Source organism: Methylobacterium sp. 190mf, assembly GCF_900107945.1.
Taxonomy (GTDB): Bacteria; Pseudomonadota; Alphaproteobacteria; order Rhizobiales; family Beijerinckiaceae; genus Methylobacterium.
On record NZ_FNVI01000028.1, the window covers coordinates 67187 to 74159 of the forward strand.

The 6973-nt window shown below is 72.5% G+C and carries 5 protein-coding genes; 3 read left to right on the top strand and 2 right to left on the bottom strand.

The annotated features are described in order from the left end of the window. Positions 1-98 precede the first annotated feature (98 nt). Together C4T42_RS26235 and C4T42_RS26240 are read left to right on the top strand one after the other, a co-directional pair. Positions 99-2417 carry an FdhF/YdeP family oxidoreductase gene (locus C4T42_RS26235; protein WP_103986141.1) on the top strand — a complete coding sequence of 773 codons (2319 nt, stop codon included), beginning with the start codon at positions 99-101 and terminating at the stop codon, positions 2415-2417. Positions 2418-2462: 45 nt separating this feature from the next. Then, positions 2463-3833: a pentapeptide repeat-containing protein gene (locus tag C4T42_RS26240; RefSeq protein ID WP_103986142.1), complete on the top strand. Its 1371-nt coding sequence runs from the start codon at positions 2463-2465 to the stop codon at positions 3831-3833. A 21-nt stretch (positions 3834-3854) separates the two neighbouring features. Here C4T42_RS26240 and C4T42_RS26245 read toward each other — a convergent pair whose 3' ends face one another. Together C4T42_RS26245 and selA are read right to left on the bottom strand one after the other, a co-directional pair. Next, positions 3855-4325, bottom strand: coding sequence for a MarR family transcriptional regulator (locus tag C4T42_RS26245; RefSeq protein WP_020090750.1), 471 nt, complete (start codon positions 4323-4325; stop codon positions 3855-3857). Between the two features lie 123 nt (positions 4326-4448). Next, a complete protein-coding gene (gene selA, locus C4T42_RS26250) occupies positions 4449-5903 on the bottom strand; it encodes an L-seryl-tRNA(Sec) selenium transferase (RefSeq protein WP_020090751.1) in 1455 nt (484 codons plus the stop codon). 190 nt (positions 5904-6093) lie between these two features. Here selA and C4T42_RS26255 point away from each other — a divergent pair. Continuing rightward, positions 6094-6973 (top strand): sugar phosphate nucleotidyltransferase (locus C4T42_RS26255; RefSeq protein ID WP_244603282.1); only part of this gene is annotated, 880 nt, incomplete at its 3' end.

Consider the following 6973-nt stretch of genomic DNA (forward strand, 5'->3'; position numbering starts at 1 on the left):
GGAAACCCTTCTCCGGGCGCGGTGACGCGCCCGTGATCCCATTCGCCCGCTCGCGCGTTCCCCAGGTCCGGTGCTCGCTGCGCCGGGTGGAGGGCGCCATGGCCGATCAGAACACCGACGACGTCCGGATCGAGCCCTATGACGGGCCTGCGGGCGGCTGGGGCTCGGCCCGCTCCCTCGTCGAGATCCTGACCCGCGAGGGCGTGCCGGTCACCGGCTCGGCGATGCTGCTCAAGCAGAACAAGCCGGACGGCTACATGTGCACCTCCTGCGCCTGGGCGAAGCCCGCCAAGCCGCTGGCGTTCGAGTATTGCGAGAACGGCGCCAAGGCGACGGCCTGGGAGCAGACGCGCCGCCGCGCGACGCCGGACTTCTTCGCCGCGCACACGGTGACGGAGCTTCTCGGCTGGAGCGACTACGCCCTGGAGGAGCAGGGCCGCCTGACCCACCCGATGCGCTACGATCCGGCGACGGACCGCTACCGGCCCGTCGCCTGGGCGGAGGCCCTGGCCGAGATCGGCCGTGAGCTGAAGGAGCTGCGCGCGCAAGACCCGCGGTCGGTGGTGTTCTACGCCTCCGGTCGGGCGTCGCTGGAGACGAGCTACATGTGGGCCCTGCTCGCGCGGCTCTACGGCAACAACAACCTGCCCGACTCCTCCAACATGTGCCACGAGCCGACTTCGGTGGCGCTGCCGCAGTCGATCGGCGCGCCGGTCGGCACGGTGCTGCTGGAGGATTTCGAGACCACCGACCTGATCTTCTTCTTCGGCCAGAACGTCGGGTCGAACTCGCCGCGGATGCTGCACCCGCTCCAGGAGGCGCGGCGCCGGGGTGCGCAGATCATCACCTTCAACCCGCTGCGCGAGCGCGGGCTGGAGCGCTTCACCGACCCGCAATCGCCGGTCGAGATGCTCACCCGCTCGTCCACGAAGATCTCGACGCAGTACCATCAGGTGAAGGCCGGCGGCGACCTCGCGGCGCTCACCGGGCTGTGCAAGGCGCTGATCGCCCTCGACCGGGCCGCGGAGGCCGCCGGCCGGCCGCGGGTGCTCGACCACGCCTTCATCGCCGAGCACACCCACGGCTTCGAGACCTTCGTCGCCTTCTGTGACGGTCAGGACTGGGCCGCGCTGGAGCGGCGTTCCGGCCTCACCCGGACTGCTCTGGAGGCCGCCGCCGAGGTCTACGCCCGCGCGAAGGCGGTGATCGGCATCTACGGGATGGGCCTGACCCAGCACCGCAAGGGCACCGAGACCGTCCGGATGCTCGTGAACCTGCTGCTGCTGCGCGGCAATATCGGGAAGCCCGGAGCCGGGATCTGCCCGGTGCGGGGCCACTCGAACGTGCAGGGCCAGCGCACCGTCGGCATCACCGAGAAGCCGGAGCTGGCGCCGCTGGACAAGCTGCGGGAACTCTACGGCTTCGAGCCGCCGCGGGAGAAGGGCCTCAACACCATCGAGACCTGCGAGGGCGTTCTCGACGGGCGTGTGAAGGCGTTCATCGGGCTCGGCGGCAACTTCCTGCGGGCCGTGCCCGACACCGCCCGGATGGAACCGGCCTGGCGGCGGCAGCGGCTCACCGTGCAGATCTCGACCAAGCTCAACCGCTCGCACCTCGTGACCGGCGCCGTCGCCTACATCCTGCCCTGCCTCGGCCGGATCGAGATCGACCGGCAGGCGAGCGGCCCGCAGGCCGTATCGATGGAGAGCTCCACCGCCCAGTTCCACGGCTCGCGGGGCGTGGCCGACCCGGTCGGACCGCACCTGCGCTCCGAGCCCTGGATCGTGGCGGAGATCGCCAAGGCGACCCTGCCGCCCAATCCCCGCATCGACTGGGATGCCTGGGTCGCCGACTACGCCCGTGTGCGCGACGCGATCGAGGCGACCTATCCGAGCGTGTTCCACGACCTGAACGGCCGCATGTTCCACCCGGGCGGCCTGCTGAAGCCGCTGGGCGCCCGCGACCGCAAGTGGGAGACCGACACCGGCAGGGCGAATTTCGCGGTCCCCGAGGGCCTGGAGGCCGATCCGGACCTGCCCGACCGGGGTCCGGAGGTGCTCGACCTCATCACGCTGCGCTCGAACGACCAGTTCAACACCACGGTCTACGGCTACGACGACCGCTTCCGCGGGGTGAAGGGCACCCGGGACGTGCTGTTCATGAACCGCCGGGACATCGCGCGGCTGGGGCTGAGGGACGGGATCAGCGTCGACGTGGCGACCGAGGCGGACGACCAGGTGACGCGGCGCGTCGGCGGGCTGCGGGTGATCGCCTACGACATCCCCGAGGGCAACTGCGCCGGATACTACCCGGAGTTGAACGTCCTGCTGCCGCTCTGGCACTACGACGAGCAGTCCAAGACTCCCGCCGCCAAGGCGATCACCGTGCGGGTGACGGCCGCGACCGCCGCACCCTGAGCGGAGCGTCTGGCGTCCGGTCGCGCCTTCCGGCAAGGAACGACCATGGAACAGGCGACTCCTCCCGACGCGCGACCGGACGCTCCGGTGGAATCGCGGCTGCGCGCGCTCGTCGGCCGGATCGCCGCCGGGGCGCCCCTGCGCGAGCCGGGCGCGGACCTGTCGCAGCTGAGCGCCGGGCCGGGCGCCCTCGCGGATGTGCCGGAGGCCGGCCTCGTCACCGACGCCGAATCCGGCGGCCTGGCGCTCGCCGGCGCGGACCTGTCCCGCGCCCGCATGGAGGAGGCCGATCTCTCCGGCGCGAACCTGCGCGGGGCGAGCCTGTGCGGCGCGGTCGGGCGCTCGACCCGCTTCACCGGGGCGATCCTGGAGGCGGCCGACCTGTCGGAGGCCGATCTCTCGGGGGCGGACTTCACCGGCATCGTCGCCGGGCAGGTGAAGTTCGCCGGGGCGATGCTGGAGGATGCCCGGTTCGGCCAGGCCGCGATGCGCTTCGCCGACCTGTCCGGCGCCCTGCTCGACGGGACCGACTTCGCCGGCGCCGATCTGTGGGGCGCGGATTTCTCCGGGGCGGACGCGGACGACACGGTCTTCCGCGGGGCGCGGCTCGACGAGGCCAAGCTCGCCGACGCCAACCTGACCCACGCGGATTTCGCCGAGGCCAGCCTGACCAAGGCGAGTCTCGCCGGCTCGCGGCTGCGGGGCGCGCACTTCACCGGCGCGAAGCTCGACGGCGCCGATCTCTCGGGGGCGGATCTCTCCGACACCGACCTCGTGCGGCTCAACCTCGCGACCTGCCGGCTGCGGCACGCGCGCTTCGCCGGCGCGTGGCTGAACGGCACGCGGATGAGCGTCGAGCAGCTCGGCGGCGCGGTCGGCGAGGAGGTGGCCGGCGCCTACGACGCCGCCCAGGCGAGCTACCTCGCCCTGGAGCAGAACTGGAAGAGCATCGGCAGCCACGACGCGGCGAGCTGGGCCTACAAGCGCGGCCGCCGGATGGGCCGGTTCCATGCCGGGCAGCAGGCCCGCGCCGCCTGGTCCGACCGGGACTGGTCCGGATTCCTGCGGCACGGCTATCGCTGGACCGCCGACCGCTTCGTCGAGTGGCTGTGCGATTACGGCGAGAGCCTGTCGCGCATCGCCCGCGCCTTCGCGCTGCTGATCGTGCTGTTCGGCGGGCTCTTCGGCCTGACGGGCGGCCTGTTCATCGTGGAGGGACCGGAGGCCGGGCCGACCTACAATCCCCTCGATCTCCTGAGCTACAGCGCGCTCAACATGATGACCGCGAACCCGCCCGAGATCGGCCTGAAGCCCACCGGCCGCGTCACCAACCTGCTGGTCGGCATCGAGGGCGGCGTCGGCATCATCCTGATGGGGCTGTACGGCTTCGTCCTCGGCAACCGCCTGCGGCGGTGACCCCGATCGCGTCCGGGCCGCTCAGTCGTTCACGCTGAGCCGCTCGATGACGAGGCTCAGATCCTTGCGCAGGGCGCGGATCTCCGGCTCGCTGAGTTCGAGCTGGCACATCACGCTCTCGCGGACCGAGACCGCGTCGGCGCGCAGGGCGGCGCCCTCCGGCGTCAGGGCGATCTCGACCTCGCGCTCGTCCGACTGGCGCCGGGTCCGGAGCAGGAAGCCCGCGCTCTCCAGGCGCTTGAGCACCGGTGTCAGCGTGCCGGAATCGAGGCGCAGGCGCCGGCCGATCTCGGAGACCGTGACGCCGTCCTGTTCCCACAGCACCAGCAGGACCAGATATTGCGGATAGGTCAGTCCGAGCCGCTCGAGCAGCGGCCGGTACGACTTGGTCATCCGATGCGCGGCAGCATAGAGCGCGTAGCAGAGCTGATTATCGAGAAGCAGCGGATCCGTCTCCGGCTGCGCCTCAGCCGTATCGGCAATATACGCCATATCGTTTGCCCATCGCGGTCCACGCACCGCCATTCTCGACCGCGACCGCGGGTTCGTCACCATACCATAACACGGGATACCGGCGCGCAAGCTCCGGTCGTCCGGCCCGTTCTCTTAACAACCCTATGGGGTTCGTCTCGGTGTTCGTCCCCCGCCCGCGACGGGCGGGAGCGCCGCCAGGCTGTCGAGGAAGCCGGCCTCGTCCTCGAGCGTCCGGAGATCGAGGCGGACGGCCTCGTCGCTGATCCGGCCGATCACCGGCACGGGGAGCCGGCGCAACTCCTCGGCGAGCTGCCGGCACCGGCCGCCCGCCCCGCGGCTGCCCGCCGAGGCCGGCGCCAGGACCAGGGCGGCGCTGGGCAGCGTCTCCACCGGCAATGCGCCGGATCCGATCTGGCTGATGCACTCGGCGACCGTGACCGCGGCGCGGCCGGCGAGCCGCTCCGCCACTGCGGGGGCGAGGCGCTCGGCCTGGGCGGCGATGCTGTCGCGGTCGCAGGTGAGGAGCCGCAGGGTCGGGAGCTCCGCGCGCAGCCGCTCCGGGTGCAGGTAGAGCCGCAGCACGGCCTCGAGGGCCGCGTAGGTCATCTTGTCGACGCGCAGGGCCCGCTTCAGCGGATTCTTTCGCACGCGGGCGATCAGGTCCTTCCGGCCGGCCACGATGCCGCACTGGACCGCGCCGAGCAGCTTGTCGCCGCTGAAGGTGACGACGTCGGCCCGCTCCAGGGCGGCGCGGATCGTGGGCTCGGGGGGCAGCCCGTAGGCCGCGAGGTCGACGAGGCTGCCGCTGCCGAGATCGTCCGCCAGCGGCACGCCGCGCTCCCGGCAGAGGGCGTAGAGGGCCACGGGATCGGCCGCCGCGGTGAAGCCCGCGATGGCGTAGTTGCTCGGATGCACCTTCATCACGAGGCCGGTGCGGGGTCCCAGGGCCTCCGCGTAGTCGCGCAGGTGGGTGCGGTTGGTGGTGCCGACCTCGCGCAGGCGGCAGCCGGCCCGCACCATCACGTCGGGCACCCGGAACGAGCCGCCGATCTCCACGAGCTCGCCGCGGGAGACCACCACCTCCTTGCGCATGGCGAGCGCGTTCAGCACCAGCAGCACCGCGGCCGCGTTGTTGTTGACCACCACCGCGGCCTCGGCGCCGGTCAGGCGGCAGATCAGGCCCTCGACATGGTCGTCCCGCTCGCCCCGGGCGCCGGTCTCGAGATCGAACTCGAGGTTGCTCGCCTGCACCATCACGGCGGCCACCGCCTCCGCAGCCGAGCGGGGCAGCAGGGCGCGGCCGAGATTGGTGTGCAGCACCGTGCCGGTCAGGTTGAAGACCGGCCGCAGCGACGGCCGGCGCTCGGCGGCGAGCCGCGCCGACGCCGCGGCCCGGATCGACTCCGCGTCCGGGACGGGGCCGCCCCCGGCCCGGATCTCGGCCAGCACCGCCCGGATCGCGTCCGTGAAGGCCGTCCGCCCGTAGGTCTCGAGCTCCGCCGGCGGCGCGCCGCCGACGAGGCGCTCCACCGCGGGAATTCGGCGCGGGGACGGCGCCGGGTCGTCGGCCTGCTGGGTGGGGACGGGCGCGTTCATGGCAGGCCAGAGATAACCATCCCGGTGCACGGAGCCAGCCCGTCGACGCGCGGATAATGCGCGCAGGTTGTTCCGGTCCCGGCCCGACGGTAAGGGCAGATCCTGAAATCGGCGCCCGAGAGTCCATCGCACCCGCGCGGGGCGGGCTCGGCCGCGCCGACCCCGCCGAGCCCTCTCGGGAGACGTCACCATGTCCCGACCTTCGATCCAGATCCACCCGATGATCCTGTGCGGGGGGACGGGGACGCGGCTGTGGCCGGCCTCGCGGGAGAGCATGCCCAAGCAGTTCGCCCGGCTGGTCGACGCCGAGCGCTCGACCTTCCAGGCGACGCTGGCGCGCGTGTCGGACGCCACCGTCTTCGCCACGCCCACCGTCATCGCCTCGGCCGAGGCCCGCTTCATCGTCGCCGAGCAGCGCGACCAGCTCGGTCTCTCCGCCGACATCCTGCTCGAGCCGCAGGGCCGCGACTCCGCCGCCGCCGTGGCGGTCGCAGCCCTCCACGCCGCCGCCAGCGACCCGCAGGCCGTAGTGCTGATCATGGCCGCCGACCACGTCGTGCCCGACACGGCGGCCTTCGTCGACGCCGTGCGGCGCGCGGCCGCCGGCGCCCACGCCGGCTACACGATGACCCTCGGCATCGAGCCCGACCGGCCGGCCACCGATTACGGCTACATCCGCCGCGGCGAGCCGATCGCCGAGGCCCCGGGCGCGGCCCGCGTCGCCCGCTTCGTCGAGAAGCCCAACCAAGCCGGCGCCGAAGCGCTGATCACCGACGGCGCCCTGTGGAACTCGGGCTACTTCCTGTTCCGCGCCGACCTGATGCTGGCCGAGCTGGAGGCGTTCGTCCCCGAGGTGCTGGCGGCCGCGCGCGCGGCCCTGGAGGCGGCGGTGACCGACCTCGACTTCGTGCGCCTCGACGCGGCGGCCTTCGCCCAGGCGCCCAAGATCTCGATCGACTACGCGGTGATGGAGCGGACCGCCCGGGCCGGCGTGCTGCCGGTGTCGTTCGCGTGGTCGGATGTCGGCACCTGGGACGCGGTCTGGCAGGTGCTGGACCACGACGAGGCCG

Coding starts and splice junctions, on each gene's coding strand:
- C4T42_RS26235 (WP_103986141.1), top strand. CDS start 99: ATGGCCGATCAGAACACCGACGACGTCCGGATCGAGCCCTATGACGGG.
- C4T42_RS26240 (WP_103986142.1), top strand. CDS start 2,463: ATGGAACAGGCGACTCCTCCCGACGCGCGACCGGACGCTCCGGTGGAA.
- C4T42_RS26245 (WP_020090750.1), bottom strand. CDS start 4,325: ATGGCGTATATTGCCGATACGGCTGAGGCGCAGCCGGAGACGGATCCG.
- selA (WP_020090751.1), bottom strand. CDS start 5,903: ATGAACGCGCCCGTCCCCACCCAGCAGGCCGACGACCCGGCGCCGTCC.